Annotated in this window: 14 protein-coding genes and 2 pseudogenes; 6 read left to right on the forward strand and 10 right to left on the reverse strand. The window is 67.8% G+C overall.

Translation table 11 applies throughout. The annotated features are described in order from the left end of the window. Positions 1-4,500, reverse strand: a complete 4,500-nt coding sequence (locus ACRDTL_RS09780) for an ATP-dependent helicase (RefSeq protein ID WP_431506509.1) — start codon at positions 4,498-4,500, stop codon at positions 1-3. Between the two features lie 20 nt (positions 4,501-4,520). After that, entirely contained in the window at positions 4,521-5,186 is a 666-nt protein-coding gene (locus ACRDTL_RS09785; protein ID WP_431506510.1) for a TetR/AcrR family transcriptional regulator, read from the reverse strand. A gap of 235 nt (positions 5,187-5,421) precedes the next feature. Here ACRDTL_RS09785 and ACRDTL_RS09790 point away from each other — a divergent pair, with 235 nt between their 5' ends. Then, positions 5,422-6,465 carry a methyltransferase gene (locus ACRDTL_RS09790; protein ID WP_431506511.1) on the forward strand — a complete coding sequence of 348 codons (1,044 nt, stop codon included), beginning with the start codon at positions 5,422-5,424 and terminating at the stop codon, positions 6,463-6,465. 12 nt (positions 6,466-6,477) lie between these two features. Here ACRDTL_RS09790 and amaB read toward each other — a convergent pair. Beyond that, positions 6,478-7,998, reverse strand: a pseudogene (amaB, locus tag ACRDTL_RS09795) (L-piperidine-6-carboxylate dehydrogenase). Beyond that, entirely contained in the window at positions 7,995-9,239 is a 1,245-nt protein-coding gene (hglS, locus tag ACRDTL_RS09800; RefSeq protein ID WP_431506512.1) for a 2-oxoadipate dioxygenase/decarboxylase, read from the reverse strand. The pseudogene amaB and the gene hglS overlap by 4 nt, the downstream one beginning before the upstream one ends. Positions 9,240-9,481: 242 nt before the next feature. On the opposite strand from hglS, the gene ACRDTL_RS09805 reads away from it, so the two are divergent. The 3 genes and pseudogenes from ACRDTL_RS09805 (at position 9,482) to ACRDTL_RS09815 (ending at position 11,833) form a co-directional block, all read left to right on the forward strand. Next, complete coding sequence (locus ACRDTL_RS09805) at positions 9,482-9,928, forward strand: Lrp/AsnC family transcriptional regulator (protein WP_431506513.1); 447 nt, start codon at positions 9,482-9,484, stop codon at positions 9,926-9,928. 52 nt (positions 9,929-9,980) lie between these two features. Continuing rightward, positions 9,981-11,307: pseudogene (gene lat / locus ACRDTL_RS09810) on the forward strand (L-lysine 6-transaminase); the annotation flags it as partial. A gap of 139 nt (positions 11,308-11,446) precedes the next feature. Next, positions 11,447-11,833, forward strand: coding sequence for a hypothetical protein (locus tag ACRDTL_RS09815; RefSeq protein ID WP_431506522.1), 387 nt, complete (start codon positions 11,447-11,449; stop codon positions 11,831-11,833). A 12-nt stretch (positions 11,834-11,845) separates the two neighbouring features. Here ACRDTL_RS09815 and usfY read toward each other — a convergent pair whose 3' ends face one another. From usfY to ACRDTL_RS09830, 3 genes are all read right to left on the reverse strand, one after another. Continuing rightward, on the reverse strand, positions 11,846-12,157 hold the full coding sequence (usfY, locus tag ACRDTL_RS09820; RefSeq protein WP_431506514.1) for a protein UsfY: 312 nt from the start codon (positions 12,155-12,157) through the stop codon (positions 11,846-11,848). An 84-nt stretch (positions 12,158-12,241) separates the two neighbouring features. Further along, positions 12,242-12,631, reverse strand: coding sequence for a hypothetical protein (locus ACRDTL_RS09825; RefSeq protein ID WP_431506515.1), 390 nt, complete (start codon positions 12,629-12,631; stop codon positions 12,242-12,244). Between the two features lie 44 nt (positions 12,632-12,675). After that, positions 12,676-12,798, reverse strand: a complete 123-nt coding sequence (locus tag ACRDTL_RS09830) for a hypothetical protein (RefSeq protein WP_431506516.1) — start codon at positions 12,796-12,798, stop codon at positions 12,676-12,678. A gap of 330 nt (positions 12,799-13,128) precedes the next feature. Here ACRDTL_RS09830 and ACRDTL_RS09835 point away from each other — a divergent pair, with 330 nt between their 5' ends. Both ACRDTL_RS09835 and ACRDTL_RS09840 read left to right on the forward strand, forming a co-directional pair. Then, entirely contained in the window at positions 13,129-13,566 is a 438-nt protein-coding gene (locus tag ACRDTL_RS09835) for an ATP-binding protein (protein WP_431506517.1), read from the forward strand. Further along, complete coding sequence (locus ACRDTL_RS09840) at positions 13,563-14,354, forward strand: RNA polymerase sigma factor SigF (RefSeq protein ID WP_431506518.1); 792 nt, start codon at positions 13,563-13,565, stop codon at positions 14,352-14,354. The genes ACRDTL_RS09835 and ACRDTL_RS09840 overlap by 4 nt, the downstream gene beginning before the upstream one ends. On the opposite strand, the gene ACRDTL_RS09845 is transcribed toward ACRDTL_RS09840, so the two are convergent. The 3 genes from ACRDTL_RS09845 to ACRDTL_RS09855 form a co-directional block, all read right to left on the reverse strand. Continuing rightward, complete coding sequence (locus ACRDTL_RS09845; protein ID WP_431506519.1) at positions 14,325-14,765, reverse strand: STAS domain-containing protein; 441 nt, start codon at positions 14,763-14,765, stop codon at positions 14,325-14,327. The genes ACRDTL_RS09840 and ACRDTL_RS09845 overlap by 30 nt on opposite strands. Before the next feature lie 152 nt (positions 14,766-14,917). Continuing rightward, on the reverse strand, positions 14,918-16,711 hold the full coding sequence (locus tag ACRDTL_RS09850) for an acetyl/propionyl/methylcrotonyl-CoA carboxylase subunit alpha (protein ID WP_431506520.1): 1,794 nt from the start codon (positions 16,709-16,711) through the stop codon (positions 14,918-14,920). A 76-nt stretch (positions 16,712-16,787) separates the two neighbouring features. Further along, positions 16,788-17,069 (reverse strand): SufE family protein (locus tag ACRDTL_RS09855; RefSeq protein WP_431506521.1); only part of this gene is annotated, 282 nt, incomplete at its 5' end.

A 17,069-nucleotide genomic window follows, 5' to 3' on the forward strand; every position in this document is an offset into this window, starting at 1 on the left:
CTATCGCAGCCGCAACCCGCGCGGCGTGCGGGCGAACCCGGCGGCGCTAAGTGCGGCGTGCACCGGCGAATCCTGCAGCTGCAGCACCGATACCCCGTTCACCCGCTCGACCAGGATCGACTCGACGCGTCCGGTGCCGACCAGTTCAGCCAGGGCAGCGGCCGCCGCGTGGCCGGCATCCGGATCGTCGGTGAAGCTCAGCAGCGATCGGCCGCCGCGCTCCAAAAACCAGGCCAGCGCACCGTCCACCAGCACGACCAGTGCCCCCGCTTTGCGGCCGGGACGCGCAGCGCCGTCGCCGGATGGCCACGCCAGCGCCGCACCATACGGGTTGGCCGGGTCGGCGGCGGCCAGCACCACCGCCCGATAGCCGGGCCGCTCCGGGTCGACACCGTCGAGGTAGCTGCGCAGCCGGTCGACCGTCGACGCCGCCGCGAACTGGGCGCCGCCCAACGACTCGACGAAATAGCCGCGCTGGCAGCGGCCGGCCTGCTCGAACGCGGTCAGCACCTTGTACAGCGTGGCGAACCCACCCGGGACCGCTTCGCCCGCTACCGCGCCCCTGGTCAGCACGCCGTGACGGTTCAACAGCAACTCGGCCTGATAGTGGGCGCGCAGGGTGGAATCCGGCTCCGGGGCCGGCAGCGCCGACCACCGACCGCCCACTGTCGCGTCGGTGGCGCGGGACTGGGCGTGCGCGACGCTGTACCGGCTCAGCCGCGGCGGCCTGCGGTGCCGATGCGCCGGCGTGGACCGCTTGCGGGCCCCGGGCGCGCCACCCATCATCGCGCGTACCGGCGCGAACGTGTCGCCGGTGATCCGGCCCGCCCAGATCAGCTCCCACAGCGCCGCCTTGAGCTCGCTCTCGGTGATCCCGGGCTGGGTGAGCTGGCGAAAGAAGAACGCGCCGCCGCGGGCCAGCGCGTCCAGCACCGCGCGATGGGCATCGGCGAACTCGATCTCGGCGCCGGCGGCCAACGTCAACGGCGCCGTGTCGGCGGCGTGGAAGGCGATCCAGCCGTCCGACCCCGAGATCGACCCGGCGCCCGACCAGATGACCTCGCCGGAGGCCAGCAGCTCGTCGAGCATCGCCGGGGAGTAGTCACGCACCCGCGGCGCCAGCACCAGCCGCTCGATCGCCGACGCGGGCAGCCGAACACCGGCGAGCTGATCGATGACGGCGGCCAGCCCGTCTATGCCGGCATTGGTAGCCGAGCCCACCTGATGCCAGGCCGGCAGGAAGCGTGCATAGGCGGTGGTGCTGACCGGCTCGACTGCAGCCCGCAGTGCCGCCAGCGACCGCCGCCGCAGAATTCGCAACACGTCGACGTCACACCACTGCTCGCCGGTCCCCAATCCCGATGTCTCAGCGGTGGTGAACTCGCCGCGGACCAGCCGGCCGTCTACCGCCAGCCGGCCCAGCACGTCGGCGGCCACTCGCGGGCCCAGCCCGAACCGATCGGCGGCCTGCGCCGTGGTGAACGGGGTGTGGGTGCGCGCGTAGCGGCCGAGCAGTTCACCCAGCGGATCGGCGACCGCCTCGGTGAAACTGGCCGGCACCCCGACCGGCACCGCCACCCCGAGCCCGTCGCGCAGCCGTCCGATGTCCTCGACGGCCACCCACCAGCTGCGCCCGGCGAACGACACCGTCAGCGCCCGTTTGGCGGCGCGCAGGCCGTCCAACCACCCGCCGACGTCGGCGCCACCGGACCGGGCGGCCACCTCGTCCTCGGTCAGCGGGCCCAGCAGCCGCAACAGGTCGGCGACCGCCTCGGCGTCGCGGGCCACCAACGACAGATGCTGCAGCTGGCGGCCGGTGGCGGCGATGACATCCGGGTCCAGCAGTTCGCGCAGCTCGACCCGGCCGAGCAGTTCGGCCAGCAGCGTGGCGTCCACCGACAGCGCGGCCGCGCGGCGCTCAGCCAGCGGGCTGTCGCCCTCGTATATGAACGCCCCGACGTAGCCGAACAGCAGCGACGCCGCGAACGGTGACGGCGTCGCGGTCTCGACCTCCAGCATCCGCACCCGGCGTTGCGTGATCTCGCCCATCAGCGCGGTCAGCATCGGCACGTCGTAGACGTCTTGCAGGCACTCGCGGACCGTCTCCAGCACGATCGGGAAGTCCGGGTATCTGCGGGCGACGTCGAGCAGCCGGGCGGCGCGCTGGCGTTGATGCCACAGCGGTGAGCGTCGGCCCGGGTGGCGGCGCGGCAGCAGCAGCGCACGGGCCGCGCATTCCCGAAACCTCGACGCGAACAACGCCGAACCGCCGACTTCCGCGGTGACGGTCGGGTCGATCTCGTCGGCGTCGAACACGAACAGTTCGGCACCCGGCGGGTCTGCGGCGTCGGTGTCGGGTAACCGCACCACGATGCCGTCGTCGGAGGCGGTCGGCTTTTCGTCGATGCCGTAGCGCTCACGCAGCCGCCGGCTGACCGCCAGCGCCAGCGGGCCGTGCACCCGCAGCCCATACGGCGAGTGCAGGATCACCCGCCAGTCACCGAGTTCGTCGCGGAACCGCTCGACCAGCAGTGTGGCGTCGGTGGGCACCACCGCCGTGGCGGTGCGCTGGTCATCCAGCAGCCGCCACAGATTGTCGGTCGCGTAGTCGTTGAAACCCAAAGCGGCGCACCGCTTGTCGAATGTGCTCCGCTCCAGCCCGGCCAGCTCACCGGTGAACGCGCCCAATGCGCGGCCCAGCTCGGCGGGCCGCCCGACGTCGTCGCCGCGCCAGAACGGCAACCGGGCCGGCTGCCCCGGCGCGGGGATCACCAGCACCCGGTCGTGGGTGATCTCGGTGATCCGCCAGCTGGTCGCGCCCAGCGAGATGACATCGCCGGGCCGGGACTCATAGACCATCTCCTCGTCGAGTTCGCCCACCCGCGACGGTTTTTCGCCCGCCAGCCACACGGTGAACAGTCCACGGTCGGGTATCGCGCCGCCGGAGGTGACCGCCAGCCGCTGGGCGCCCGGGCGGGCCGTCAATGTTCCGGCGTCGCGGTCGTAGACCAGCCGCGGCCGCAGCTCGGCGAACTCGGTGGACGGGTACTTGCCGGAGAGCAGATCCAGGGTCGCCTCGAACGCGCTGCGCGGCAGCGTCGCGAACGACGCGCTGCGCCGCACCGTGTCAAACCATCGGTCGGCATCCAGTGGTTCCAGCGCGGCCGCCGCCACGGTGTGCTGGGCGAGGATGTCCAGCGGGTTGGCCGGCACCCGCATCGCCTCGATCTGCCCGGCGAGCATGCGTTGCACGGTCACCGCGCAGCCGATCAGGTCGGTGCGGTGCTTGGGGAACAACGCCCCCCGCGAGATCTCGCCGACCTGGTGGCCGGCCCGCCCGATGCGTTGCAGGCCGCTGGCCACCGACGGCGGGGCCGCCACCTGGATCACCAGGTCGACCGCGCCCATGTCGATGCCCAGCTCCAGGCTCGACGTCGCCACCACTGCCTTCAGCCGTCCGCTCTTCAGGTCGTCTTCGACGGCGGCGCGCTGCTCCTTGCTGACCGAGCCGTGGTGGGCGCGGGCCAGCACCGACGTCAAGTGGCGACCCGCTGCGCCCGGCTCCGCCGCGCTTGCGATCGCCACGGCAGTGGCGTTCGACCGTTCGGCGTGGATCTCGTTGAGCCGCGCGGTCAGCCGTTCGGCCAGCCGTCGCGAGTTGGCGAACACGATCGTCGAGTTGTGCGCTTCGATCAGCTCGGCCAGCCGAGCCTCGACGTCGGGCCAGATGGTGTTGTTGGCCAGGTTGGCCATATCGGGGACGGGCACCTGCACGGTGAGGTCGAAGGTCTTGACCGCCGGGGGTGCCGCGATCGTCGTCGGGGCCGCCCCGGATAAGAACCGGGCGACCTCCTCGTGCGGTCGCACGGTGGCCGACAACCCGATCCGCTGCGCGGGCCGCGGTAACAGGTCATCGAGCCGCTCCAGCGACAGCGCCAGGTGAGCACCGCGCTTGGTGCCGGCGATGGCGTGCACCTCGTCGACGATCAGCGTCTGCACGCCGGACAGGGTCTGCCGGGCCGACGAGGTCAACATCAAAAACAGCGACTCCGGCGTGGTGATCAGCACGTCGGGCGGCGCGCTGACGAGCTGGCGGCGACGCGCGGGCGGAGTATCGCCGGACCGCACCCCCACGCTGATCTCCGGGGCGGATAGTCCCCGTCGTTCGGCGACCCGGGTGATGCCGGTCAGCGGAGCGCGCAGATTGCGCTCGATGTCGACCGCCAGCGCCTTCAGCGGCGAGATATAGAGCACCCGGGTGCCGGGCTCCCGCCCGGGCAGGGCGGCCAGGCTGTCTATCGCCCACAGAAATGCGGCCAGCGTCTTCCCGGACCCGGTCGGCGCGATCACCAGCGTGTTGTCTCCGGCGCCGATGGCCGCCCAAGCGTCGGCCTGCGCGGGCGTCGGCGCGGCGAAGGTTGCGGCGAACCAGTCGCGGGTGACCGCGCTGAACCGTGCCAGTGGATCCGCGGGCGGCTGTTCAGCCGGGGGAGTGCTCACCTGCCCATAGTGCCAAGCGGCTACGACATCACACGGCGCTCGGGGGACACCGCGTCGACCAGCTCGGCGGGTATCCCGGGTACCCGGGCGACCGCATCCAGCAGCGTGTGCGCGCAGGTGCCGGCGAGCTGCTCGGCGTTCATCGAGGGGTCCACGATCCGTTGCTGACCCAGGTCGAAGGTGAAGCCTATCCAGCCATGGACGATCACCTTCAGCTCCCGCTCGACCTGCGGATCGAGAACGCTTTGCGGGCCCTCGACCTCGCAGATGCGGGCCATGATGTGCTCCAGCAGGCGGTTCTTGGTTTCGTCGTCGATGCCCAGTAGCAGCGGGTCGGAGCGGCCCAGCCCGACATACGCCGCCCACGCGGCGTGCGGGTGCTGTTCGTTGTAATACATTTGCACGAGCACGCCGGCTCGGATCTCTTCGAACAGGGTCAGGCCGTGGTTGGGTAGGTTCTGTGCGGCGTCGAACAGACGGTCGGCCTCGTCTTTGACAACCGCGGCGAAAAACGCTCGCTTGTCCGGAAAGTAGTGGTACATCAGCGCCCGAGACACACCCGCCCGCTCAGCGATCTCGTCGATGCGGACCTCGTCATAAGGTCGCTGACCGAAGATTTCTGCGCCCAGGGCGAGTAACTCGGCGCGCCGATCTTCCGGGGACAACCGCCGTCTGGTCGCTCGCATACTCTCGGATATTACTTGTACAGGCGTCGCATAGCTCTGGGTGCAAGTTATTCGTAAGACGGCATCTCGTCACAGGGAACTCCACTGCGCATCCCCGGATGGTAAAAAGTACGCAATGTCACGCAGCGACAAGTGCCTCGCAGACATCTCCGCGCGGCCGATCAGGTACCGGGCACACGACATCCGGCATGAGCGACTACTGATGCGGCTCTTTCAAAGTCGGATAGTCGGTCCGGTGCTTCGGCGCTTCGGCGGCCCGCACCACATCGTGGAGATGGGGATGGCCTTTTGGTCGTCCCGGCTCGTCCTGACGGCTGTCGAATGCGGCGTGTTCACCGCGCTGGCCGACGGACCGTTGTCGGGACCGGAGTTGATCGAAGCTTTCGGCTGGCATCCACGGGCTGCCGGTGACGCTCTGGACGCCCTGGTCGCCCTTGGGCTGCTACGCCGGGATCGGTCCGGGCGATATTCGAACACGATCCGCAGCGCCATGTTCTTGGACAGAACGAAGCCGAGCTATGCCGCCGGACTGATGGAACTGTCCAGCAAGCGGCTTTATCAGTTGTGGGGCGGGCTTCCCGATCTGCTGCGCACCGGTCTTCCTGCGTCGAAAGAAGGGCAGGAAGAAAACGAATTCTTCCCGTCGCTCTACCGCGATCCGATGGCGATGCGGGAATTTTTGACCGGAATGACCGGAGTCTCTACTACCGAGGCGACGTTGCTCGCTGCTCGCTTTCCGTGGAAGCGCTTTCGGACGTTCGTCGACGTCGGTTCGGCGCAAGGGGCGCTCCCGGTACGGGTCGCTCTCACCCATCCGCACTTGCGCGGAGCAGGCTTCGACTTCGCGGCGGTGCGCCCCGTCTTCGAGGAGTACGTTGCGTTGTTCGGGCTGGCCGACCGGCTCCGGTTCGTCGCGGGCGACTGCCTCGACGGACCATTGCCCTGCGCCGATGTCGTCTCCTTCGGCCATGTGTTCCATGGCTTCAATCGGGCCGTCCGCAGCGAATTGGTCGGCAAAGCATATGCCGCTGTCCCGCCGGGTGGCGCCCTGATCGTCTACGACGCGATGATCCACCACGGCCGCCGGCGAAACTACGCGAGCCTGCTCTCCAGCCTCAACGTCATGCTCGAAACACGCGACGGCTACGAATGCTCGGTCGACGAGTGCGCGGATATATTTCGAGAGCATGGTTTTGTCCGGATCAAGATGCGCCACCTGATCGGACCGACGTCGGCGGTGTTCGGGTTCAAGCCGGGGCAGTTGCCGTCGGGAAATTAACCCCGCGGCAGCTCAGCCGAAGCGCACACCCTGGGCGAGCGGCAACTGGTCGGAGTAGTTGACGGTGTTGGTGGCCCGGCGCATGTAGGCCTTCCACGCTTAATAAAATGACTAGATACCGCCGCCGGTGTGCTTCTCGCCGCCGAACGCGCCACCGATCTCCGCACCCGAGGTGCCGATGTTGACGTTGGTGATGCCGCAATCGGAGCCGTCGATGAACCGCTCAGCCTCCCGCATGTCGGTGGTGAAGATCGCCGACGAAAGGCCTTGCGGAACCCCGTTGTTGAGCGCGATCGCCTGGTCGAGATCGTCGTAGGTCAGCACATAGAGAATCGGAGCGAACGTCTCGGTTGCCACGATCGCCGTTTGCGATCCCATCCGCACCAGCGCAGGAGCGACGTAGTACGCGTTCGGGTGGCCGATGTCGTGGCGCTCGCCGCCGATCACCTCGCCGCCATCGGCGCGGGCCTGCTGCAGCGCGCCCACCATGTCGCGGTAGGCGGTCTCGTGGATCAGCGGGCCGACCAGTGTGCCGGCCGCCGAGGGATCACCGATCGGCAGCTGACGGTAGGCGGCGACGATGCGGCCGACCACCTCGTCAGCCACCGAGCGGTGCACGATCAGCCGGCGCAGGCTGGTGCAGCGCTGCCCGGCGGTGCCGGCGGCGGCGAAGACGATCGCGCGCACCGCCAGGTCCAGGTCGGCCGACGGCGCCACGATCGCGGCGTTGTTGCCCCCGAGTTCGAGCAAGACCTTTCCGAACCGCTCGGCTACCCGCGGTCCGACCTGGCGACCCATCCGCACCGAACCGGTCGCCGAGAGCAACGCCACCCGCCCGTCGTCGACCAGCTGCCCGCCGACCTCGCGACCGCCGATCAGCAGGCCGCTCACCCCGGGCGGTGCGCCAACGTCATCCGCGGCCCGGGTGAGCAGCGCCTGGCACGCCAGCGAGGTCAACGGGGCCAGCTCCGACGGCTTCCACACCACGGTGTCGCCGCAGACCAGCGCCACCGCGGTGTTCCACGCCCACACCGCGACCGGGAAGTTGAACGCGGTGATCAGCCCGACCACGCCGAGCGGATGCCAGGTCTCCATCAGCCGGTGCCCGGGCCGCTCGGAGGCGATCGTGCGTCCGTAGAGCTGGCGTGATAGCCCGACCGCGAACTGGCAGACGTCGATCATCTCCTGCACCTCGCCCAGTGCCTCGGAGGTGATCTTGCCCGCGTCGACGGTCACCAGCGTGGCGAGGTCGTCCTTATGCGCGGTGAGCAGTTCGCCCAGTCGGCCCGCCAGCGCGCCGCGCACCGGCCCCGGAGCGCTGCGCCAGTGTGAAAATGCTTGCGCGGCAGCGGCGATCGTGTGGTCGACGTCCTCGGGTGTGGCCTCCTGCACGGTAAACAAGAGGTCGCCGGTGATCGGTGTGCCGGCAGGCAAGCCGGGTGCGCTCGGCTCACCGAGCGTGACGGCGGCGCCAATCCCATCGAACGCCCGGTGCACCCGGGCACGCATCTCGTCGGCGGTGGGCAGTGTCATCTGAGCTCCTGTGTCTGGGCTTCGTAGAGCGCGTGGGGGTCGTGGATGTGGCGGCCGATTGCTGCGGCCATCCAGTCCATGCTGTAACCGGAGTCGTCCTCGACGTCGCCGGCTTCGCTGTCGCAATCCACGTTGGACCGGAAGATACCGGCCGCCGACGCGGGCAGGAAGTCCTCGTAGACAACGGGTTTGGCCGGGTCACCGCGGTGGTAGTAGGCGAGCCCCTTCGCGGCCATCTCATCATCGGTCGACGGGAAGTACTCGCCCCACGCCGTCGCCGGGTCGGGAGCGCTCATGGCAGCGTCGTAGCGTTCCCGGCCCCGGCGCGTCAGCGCGACACCGCGCGCCTCCACCTCGCCGAACCGCACCCGCAACGTTCCGTCGCAGACGGTGCCGTCGGGCAGGCGGAACCGGCGCGGCTCGGCCAGCGCGCGAAACGACGTCTGGCGCAACAGCACCTGCGGTGCGGCGGTGCGTGGCGGCCCTTGAATGGCGTCGATCATCGTGATACCGCGATCGGTCATCCGGCGGTACAACTCGTCGATGTCGAGCACTCGCGGCGTCAGGTGGTTGATGTGGGTGGAGCCGATCCCGGCGATGTCGGCGGCCACCGCCGACACCCGCGCGAGCTCGTCATACCAGGCCTTGTCGATCGGTTCGTGCGACAGCGCGAACGCCGCAACCGCCTGCCCGACGAGGGCGTCGGCCTCGCCGGCGTCGCAGCCGCCGTCGGCGGCAATGGCCCGGGCCGCGGCGATCAACGCCGGATCGAACAGCCGACGACGCCCCAAAAAAGCCCGCACGCGTGCCCGCAGGTCCGCGTCGAAGAACCGGGGGTCTTCGATCGCGAGCATCGACGTGAACACCCGAAACGGATTGCGCGCCAGCTCGTCGGCGCCGACAGGCCGAAATGCGGTGCACACCACCGGAACCGGTGACGCGGCGTCGCGCAGATCGTAGTAGCCGACCGGGGCCATGCCGAACGCCGCGAACAGGTCGGCGACCTCGGCGAGTTCGGCGGGGGTGCCGACTCGGATGGCGCCGTGCCGCTCGGCGGTGACCCGGTCCAGCGATCCCAGGCGTTCGGCGGCCGGATACCGGCTCGCGTAATCACGGTTGACCCGCGAACTGACCTGCACCAACGTCGGGTAGGCTGGCACCTCGCTGCCGTACATGGCGGACAGCCCGGCGGCGAAGCGCTGCCGCAGTTGCCAGCACTCCAGCCGTTTAACCGGGCTCATCGTGGGCTATCGCTGCTGCGATAGTCTCCGGCCGTGACGTCTCTGACGCTGAAGCCAGCAGCTTCGCTGGCCTTGACTCAGTCTCCGATTCTTCTCTGCGGCGCGTCTCCCGACGCTGCACGAAGGACCCGTCCAATCCCGGAAGGAACACTACCAGTGGGCAACGACATACTTCGCCGCTGCGCGGTGACGGCCCCGATTCGCCCCGCGGCTGCGGCCGCCGGTCTGCTCGGGAGGCACTGATGGCGCTCGACGACATCGACCGGACCCTGGTGCGCGAGCTGGTCGCCGACGGGCGTGCGACGCTGGCCGAACTGGCCGCCAGTGCCGGACTGTCGGTGTCGGCGGTCGCCTCGCGGGTGCGCCGACTCGAGTCGCGCGGCGTGGTGACCGGGTATTCGGCACGGATCAACCCCGAAGCGGTCGGGCAGTCGCTGTCGGCGTTCGTGGCCATCACCCCTCTCGATCCCTCTCAACCCGATGATGCCCCCGCTCGTCTCGAACACTTCGAGGCGATCGAGTCGTGCCACTCGGTGGCCGGCGAAGAGAGCTACATCCTGCTGGTTCGGGTGGAATCCGCGCGGGCGTTGGAGGACCTGCTGCAACAGATCCGGATGGCCGCCAACGTCAGTACACGGAGCACGATCATTCTACGTATTTTTTACAGCGGCAGGCAGTCCATACCGTAATTGTTACGGTGTCGAGCCGTTTAGAGCGTAAAAATCTTGCTAAAATCGTGGTATGACTGTGCTGGCAGCCACCGATCGGCAACTGCAGGCCGAGCACGTTATCGACGTGCTGGGCCGCAGCATCCAGCTCAGCGGCCTCGATCTGGTGCTCGACTTGGAGCGCTCGGCCGGCTCGTATCTGGTCGATGCCCGCACCGGCCGGCGCTACCTGGACATGTTCACGTTCTTTGCCTCCTCGGCGCTGGGCATGAATCACCCGGCGTTGACCGACGACGAGGACTTCCGCGCCGAACTCGTCGAAGCCGCGCTGAACAAGCCGAGCAACTCCGATGTGTACTCGGTGCCGATGGCCCGGTTCGCCGAGGCGTTCACCCGCGTACTGGGCGACCCCGCGCTGCCGCATCTGTTCTTCATCGACGGCGGCGCGCTGGCGGTGGAGAACGCGCTGAAGGTCGCCTTCGACTGGAAAAGCCGGCACAACGAGGCACGCGGCATCGACCCCGCACTCGGCGGCCGGGTGTTGCATCTGCGTGGGGCGTTTCACGGTCGCAGCGGCTACACCCTGTCGCTGACGAACACCGCTGCCGTCAACGTCGCGCGGTTCCCGATTTTCGACTGGCCACGCATCGACGCACCGTATCTGCGGCCCGGAGCCGACACGGCGGCGGCCGAAGCCGAATCGCTGCGGCAGGCCCGGGCAGCCTTCGAAGCCCACCCGCACGACATCGCCTGTTTCATCGCCGAACCCATCCAGGGGGAGGGCGGTGACCGTCACTTTCGGCCCGAGTTCTTCGCCGCCATGCGCGAGCTGTGTGACTCCTACGACGCCCTGCTGGTCCTCGACGAGGTGCAGACGGGTTGTGGTACGACCGGAACCCCTTGGGCCTACCAACAATTGGGGTTCACCCCCGATGTCGTCGCCTTCGGGAAGAAGACGCAGGTATGCGGGATAATGGCCGGACGCAGGGTCGACGAGATCACCGACAACGTGTTCGCGGTCCCGTCCCGACTCAATTCGACATGGGGCGCCAACCTCACCGATATGGTCCGCGCCCGTCGCGTCCTGGAAGTGATCGAAGCCCAGGAGTTGTTCGACAATGCCGCCGCGCAGGGCCACTATCTTCGGGCCCGGCTCGGTGAGCTCGCCGACGCCTTTCCGGCGGTGGTGCGCCATCCCCGCGGCCGGGGGCTGATGTGCGCGTTCACATTGCCGGGCACCGCCGAACGCGACGTGTTGATCAACCGACTGTGGCAACGCGGCCTGATCGTGTTGCCCGGTGGTGCCGACAGCGTGCGTTTTCGTCCGCCGCTCACGGTTTCCCGGGCAGAAATCGACGAAGCGGTGGCCATCGTCCGGGACGTGTTTGCCGGTGCCTACCACCGGGTATGTCGTTAATCGCTCCGTACCGTCGACGGTGAGGGCAGCTGCGGGATGCGTTTACGCGCACCAGGGTGTAACTGACGCTACCGATCCAACGATGGACAAAGAGCAGCCGAAGGCAGGACAGAGGTTCTCCGATGCAGATGCCACGTCAGCGGTCTCGTGGCGACCACCTCGGGCACGAGGACAGCGAGGTGCAGTCGGCAATTCGGTTTGCGGTGTTGACGGCCGTGGCGAGCGTGGCATTTCTCATCGTCGCCGCGCTGTGGGTCAGTACCTGCAACGGCGCGATGACGTTAGATACCGCGGCATGCGGCGCGCCGCAACGCACACTGCTGGCGTTCGGTGCTCCGGGAATACTACTGGCCGGTGGACTCTGGGCCTTTGTGAAGACTTACCGCGTTTGGCGGGACAGTGGCACCTGGTGGGCCTGGCAGGGGGCCGGATGGTTCCTGTTGACGTTGATGTTGCTGACCCTGACGATGAGTGTTCCGACGATCGCCGGGCCCGCACTGATCGGCTGACCGGCAACCGTATTAGCCAACGTGCTGGCTCGGTCGACTGTCGCGGTGTGCGACGCGCCATTGCTCGTCGATGCGGATCACCCGGCGACGCTCGACGACGAGCCATAGCGCTCCGGCGACCGTCCCGAGCACTGAGACGAGCACCGTGGTGGCGAGCCACTCGTCATGGTGGTAGCCGGCGGCTGCCGCAGTGCTGATCACCCCGGCCACGGCGACGGCCAACAGGATGAATCCGGGCCAGAAGAGATTGTCCTTCATCGTGATACCGGCGTGTGGTTGGGTGGTCCGGAAATGATCGGTCGGATCGCGATGCCTGTCTCCCATCACATCTCCTTCCGTCGTAGGACGATATAATGGAATGCTACTCACTTCTCACCGGGCGGGCACCAACGAAATGGCCCCGATTTTTCAGGTCGGGCGGGTCTCCCCGTGGACGAGCACCTCGGGTAGAACCGCCCCAACCGTCGTAATGAGCCACACCACAACCGTTGCAGCGACCCAGGATGCAATACCGCGAATGTTGAACTCATGGCTCAACACCGAAGCGAGACCTAACGCGACGACGGTCAATGCCAGGCCGGTGCCGCCAAAGACCAGCAACGCATATGCGTGAGGCAGCTTCAAGATCGACAACGACAGGATTGCCTGCGCTACCGAGAACACCGCGACGGCGACGATAAACCCCGACAGCGACATCGAAACGCGGGGAACAACCGATGCCGCAACCAGTAGTCCGATCGCCCACGATCCCATAAGCACAACTGCCCGCAGCAGAACCTGTCTCATGGCCGTACTCATGACATTCATCGTAGATCTCGGGGCCGGGGGTTGACAGATGCTCGTTACGCCTGATGCTCGTCGCCCGGGAGATCCACCTGGCCAACCGGTTCGTCCGCCGTCTCGTGCGCTTGCTCGACGGCGCCGGCGACCGGGATTTCGTCGGACATGCGGTCACGGTCTTGCATCGCTGTCTCCTGCTGGGTTTTATCTGCCGCGGCGACGGGGTATTAGGTATGCACCATGATCACTCTGACCCCGGCCGGCAATGGCCTGTCACCGTCATTACCCCAGGATCGGGGAAAGAATCAGAAACGCCATCACATAAATTGCTACTGCGACCAAAATCAAGACGATCAACGTGATCCCGGCGAGTACCGCGACACGCCGAAGCCGGCGTGTGTGGCGAGTTTCCGCCGTGTCAGTTTCGTCCATCGCTGGTCGCATACCCGGCGGTGGGCATGACTAACCGGCTCGTACGCGGGGGTACTGTCAGTCAAATATCGCCGGGAGGCCAGATGACCGCTACCGAACGGCCAGGGAACGCCCAAGAGCGGGGTGACCGTGTCATCGAGTTGCGGGTTGCCGCACGCTTGGAGAACCTGGCGGTGCTACGTACCGTGGTCGGCGCGGTTGGCACCTTCGAAGACCTGAATTTCGACGCGGTGGCCGACCTGCGGTTGGCAGTGGACGAGATGTGCACGCGGCTCATCCGCTCGGCGGCGCCCGGGGCGACCCTGGCGGTGCTGGTCGACCCGCGCGACGACGAACTGATCGTCGAGGCGTCAGCGGCCTGCGAGAACGCCGATGTCGTGACGCCCGGCAGCTTCAGCTGGCATGTGCTGACGTCGCTGACCGATGAGGTCCAGACATTTCATGACGGTCGCGAAGCGAGTGGATCCGGCGGGGTATTCGGGATCACCGTGACGACGCGACGGGCGGGCGCCGGGCGGTGACAGCGCGAGCTGCCGGCGGTACGACGTCGCGGCGGCCCAATGAATATGCCGACGTTCCGGATATGTTCCGTGAGCTGGCCGGGCTGACGGCCGATTCGCCGGAATTCCAGCGTCACCGCGAGAAGATCGTGGAGCGGTGCCTGCCGCTGGCCGATCACATCGCCCGTCGGTTCGAGGGGCGCGGCGAACCCCGCGACGATCTGGTTCAGGTGGCTCGCGTCGGGCTGGTCAACGCCGTCGTCCGCTTCGACGTCAACGCGGGCTCGGATTTCGTCTCGTTCGCGGTGCCCACCATCATGGGTGAGGTCCGGCGCCATTTTCGCGACAACAGCTGGTCGGTCAAGGTGCCCCGGCGACTCAAGGAGCTCCATTTGCGGCTCGGCACCGCCACCGCCGACTTGTCGCAACGGCTGGGCCGCGCACCGACCGCCACTGAACTGGCCGGCGAGCTGGACATGGACCGCACCGAGGTCATCGAGGGCCTGGTGGCCGGCAGCTCCTACAACACGTTGTCGATTGACAGCGGCGGCGGTGGTGGCGACGAAGAAGCCCGCGCAATCGCCGACACGCTCGGCGACGTGGACACCGGCCTCGAGCGGATCGAGAACCGGGAGGCACTGCGCCCGCTGCTGGAGGCGTTGCCCGAGCGTGAGCGAACCGTGCTGGTGCTCAGGTTCTTCGACTCGATGACACAGACCCAGATCGCCGAGCGCGTCGGGATCTCACAGATGCACGTGTCGCGCCTGCTCGCCAAATCGCTAGCGCGGCTGCGAGACCAGCTTGAGTAGAAGACGCGGCGATTCGTCGGTGGTCACCGCGGCTTCCGGTGATTCTGCTATCGGTAGCGCGTTATCCGGATCGCAGATGCGCAGTAACCGCGATGCCGCGGGGCCGGGAACCACCTCCCACCGCACATCGGCGCCCGCGCACCGGACATTGATCGTGTGCAGCGCCGAAAAGCCCGCAGTCCCAAAGAATTCCAACCCACTCAAGTCGAGGACGAGCCGCTTCGAGTGGAGCGTGCAACGCTGAAAGTAATCGGCAAGCTGAGCGGCATTCGACGCATCGAGTTCGCCGTGTGCAGTAATTACGGCCACCGACGCCACCCAGTGAGCGCTGAACCGGGCGGTGTGATTTTCCCACGGGCGTGACGGAAATGCATCGTCCGCTTCGGTGGACGTCTGTCTCACAACAGACATTGTTGACTCCATCAGTCGACAAGCATTGTTGCTTTGGATCACGTCGTTGACGACGTTCCAGACGGCTGTGAACTCAACCTGCCTCGAAGGTTACCCTGGCTGCGCCCGGCCGACAACGTAGTCGATGTTTGCGGCGCGCCGCCCCGGCCGCCCTACTTGATCTCGGCCAGGACCGTTCCCTGGGTGATCGCCGACCCGGCCTCGACCGCCAGCCCGGTGATGGTGCCGTCCTTGTGCGCGGTGACCGGGTTTTCCATCTTCATCGCTTCCAGGACCACCACGAGATCACCGCTGGTGACCTCCTGGCCCTCTTCGACGGCGACCTTCACCACGGTGCCCTGCATGGGCGCGGTCACCGCGTCACCCGACGCCGCCGCGCCGGCCAGCGCGCCCCGCCTGCGTTGCTTGGGCTTTTTGCGGATCACACCGGCTGCGTCGCCGCCACCGTTGGACAACGCCAGGTCGGCCGGCAGGGACACCTCAAGCCGGCGCCCGCCGACCTCGACGACCACCGTCTGCCGCGGCCGGGTGTCGGCCTCATCGAGCGGCTCGCCGCCGGTGAACGGCTCGATGGTGTTGTTCCATTCGGTCTCGATCCAGCGGGTGTGCACCGCGAATCCGTCGTTGTCACCGATGAACGCCGGGTCGGACACCACCGCCCGATGGAAGGGGATGACCGTGGCCAGTCCCTCGATGTGGAATTCGTCCAATGCGCGGCGGGCGCGCGCCAGTGCCTCGGCGCGGGTGGCACCGTGCACGATCAGCTTGGCCAGCATCGAGTCGAACTGGCCGCCGATCACCGACCCGGTTTCGACACCGGAATCCAGCCGCACACCGGGCCCGGCCGGCGGGTCGAACCGGGTGACCGGCCCGGGTGCCGGCAGGAAGCCGCGGCCGGCGTCCTCGCCGTTGATCCGGAACTCGATGGCGTGCCCACGCGGGGTCGGGTCCTCGGTGATGTCAAGCTTGTCGCCGTTGGCGATCTTGAACTGCTGCAACACCAGGTCGATGCCCGCGGTCTCCTCGGTGACCGGGTGCTCGACCTGCAGTCGGGTGTTGACCTCGAGGAACGAGATCAAGCCGTCCTGGCCCACCAGGAACTCCACCGTGCCGGCGCCGTAATAGTGCGCTTCGCGGCAGATGCGCTTGGCCGACTCGTGGATCTCCTTGCGCTGCGCGTCGGTCAGGAACGGCGCCGGTGCCTCCTCGACCAGCTTCTGGTAGCGGCGCTGCAGTGAGCAGTCCCGGGTGCCGGCGACGACGACGTTGCCGTGCTGGTCGGCGATCACCTGCGCCTCGACGTGGCGGGGCTTGTCCAGGTAGCGCTCCACAAAACACTCGCCCCGGCCGAACGCGGCCGTCGCTTCGCGCACTGCCGACTCGAAGAACTCGGGGATCTCCTCGAGGGTGCGGGCTACCTTCATGCCCTTGCCGCCGCCGCCGAACGCGGCCTTGATCGCGATCGGCACGCCGTACTGCTCGGCGAAGGCCACCACCTCGTCGGCGTCCTTGACCGGTTCGGAGGTGCCGGGAACCAGCGGGGCCTGCGCGCGGGCGGCGATGTGCCGGGCGGTGACCTTGTCGCCGAGGTCACGGATCGACTGCGGGCTGGGCCCGATCCAGATCAGCCCGGCGTCGATGACCGCCTGTGCGAAGTCGGCGTTCTCGCTCAGAAAGCCGTAGCCGGGATGGATCGCGTTGGCGCCGGACTTCGCGGCGGCCTCCAGGACCTTGCCGAAGTCCAGGTAGGACTCGGAAGAGGTCTGACCACCCAGCGCGAACGCCTCGTCGGCCAGCCGCACGTGCGGCGCATCGGCGTCGGGCTCCGCGTACACCGCCACACTGGGCAGGCCGGCGTCCTTGGCCGCGCGGATCACCCGGACCGCGATCTCACCGCGATTGGCGACGAGGACCTTGGCGATCCTCGAGCTGGCGTGACTTGGCACTGCGCCTCCTGTGGCTGGAGTCTTTAAGGGCTTGTGCTTTTTAAGAGATCGTCTTACAAGTATGTTCCGGGGAAGTCTAAGCCTCGCGCAGCCGTCGCTTGATCCGGGCCAGCATCCCCGACATGCCGCGCAGCCGCAACGGACTGACCAGCGCCGCCAGGCCCAGGTCGGTATAGAAGTCTTCGGGCACCGCCAGGATGTCGGCGGCGGGCTGCTCGTCGAGCCCGGCGGCCAGGATCGAGGCGAAACCACGGGTGGTCGGCGCCTCGGCGGGTGCGCTGAAATGCAGCCGCACCCGGTCGCGGTCGCTGGCGTCGACGTGCAGGAAGACCGGGGACTGGCATTCGGGGACCGGCTC

The organism is Mycobacterium sp. (genome assembly GCF_050700595.1).
Lineage (GTDB): Bacteria > Actinomycetota > Actinomycetes > Mycobacteriales > Mycobacteriaceae > Mycobacterium.

What these genes read in the sequence shown, in the direction of transcription:
- ACRDTL_RS09825 (WP_431506515.1), bottom strand. Translation starts at nt 12,631, where the DNA reads ATGAGTACGGCCATGAGACAGGTTCTGCTGCGGGCAGTTGTGCTTATG.
- ACRDTL_RS09815 (WP_431506522.1), top strand. Translation starts at nt 11,447, where the DNA reads ATGCAGATGCCACGTCAGCGGTCTCGTGGCGACCACCTCGGGCACGAG.
- ACRDTL_RS09845 (WP_431506519.1), bottom strand. Translation starts at nt 14,765, where the DNA reads ATGTCTGTTGTGAGACAGACGTCCACCGAAGCGGACGATGCATTTCCG.
- ACRDTL_RS09805 (WP_431506513.1), top strand. Translation starts at nt 9,482, where the DNA reads ATGGCGCTCGACGACATCGACCGGACCCTGGTGCGCGAGCTGGTCGCC.
- ACRDTL_RS09785 (WP_431506510.1), bottom strand. Translation starts at nt 5,186, where the DNA reads ATGCGAGCGACCAGACGGCGGTTGTCCCCGGAAGATCGGCGCGCCGAG.
- usfY (WP_431506514.1), bottom strand. Translation starts at nt 12,157, where the DNA reads ATGGGAGACAGGCATCGCGATCCGACCGATCATTTCCGGACCACCCAA.
- hglS (WP_431506512.1), bottom strand. Translation starts at nt 9,239, where the DNA reads ATGAGCCCGGTTAAACGGCTGGAGTGCTGGCAACTGCGGCAGCGCTTC.
- ACRDTL_RS09835 (WP_431506517.1), top strand. Translation starts at nt 13,129, where the DNA reads ATGACCGCTACCGAACGGCCAGGGAACGCCCAAGAGCGGGGTGACCGT.
- ACRDTL_RS09830 (WP_431506516.1), bottom strand. Translation starts at nt 12,798, where the DNA reads ATGCAAGACCGTGACCGCATGTCCGACGAAATCCCGGTCGCCGGCGCC.